Source organism: Virgibacillus sp. AGTR, from assembly GCF_016919725.2.
Classification (GTDB): domain Bacteria; phylum Bacillota; class Bacilli; order Bacillales; family Amphibacillaceae; genus Virgibacillus; species Virgibacillus salarius.
This window is the reverse complement of the sequence record NZ_JAJERH010000201.1, coordinates 1-303: the sequence shown is the minus strand read 5'-3', so window position 1 is coordinate 303 and position 303 is coordinate 1. Positions and strand designations below refer to the sequence as shown.

Here is a 303-nt window from a genome sequence, read left to right as displayed (position 1 = left end):
TAAATCGGAGCTGTATTTTTCAATGGATTTTTTCCATACAAAAGTGAACTTATTGGCATTCGCTTCTAATTTCGTGCCGTCAATAAAAATGGCCTCTTCTTCAATTGCCTTCTCTTCAACAAGTTGACAGCGAAATAGGACAAAACATTGGCGTAGTAACTCTTTTACTTCGGGATGAACACGGAATCGATTGATGGTACGATAGCTCGGCTCATAACCCTGTGCTAACCACATCATCCGTACACTATCTTTAAGTAAGCCTTCTATTTTTCTGCCAGAAAAAACAGATTGGGTATAGGCACA

At 39.3% G+C, this 303-nt stretch carries 1 protein-coding gene; it reads right to left on the bottom strand.

Annotation, left to right across the window (positions count from 1 at the left end; genetic code table 11):
- A partial coding sequence (locus JUJ52_RS23225) for a transposase (protein ID WP_228089272.1) occupies window positions 1-303 on the bottom strand: 303 nt, incomplete at both ends.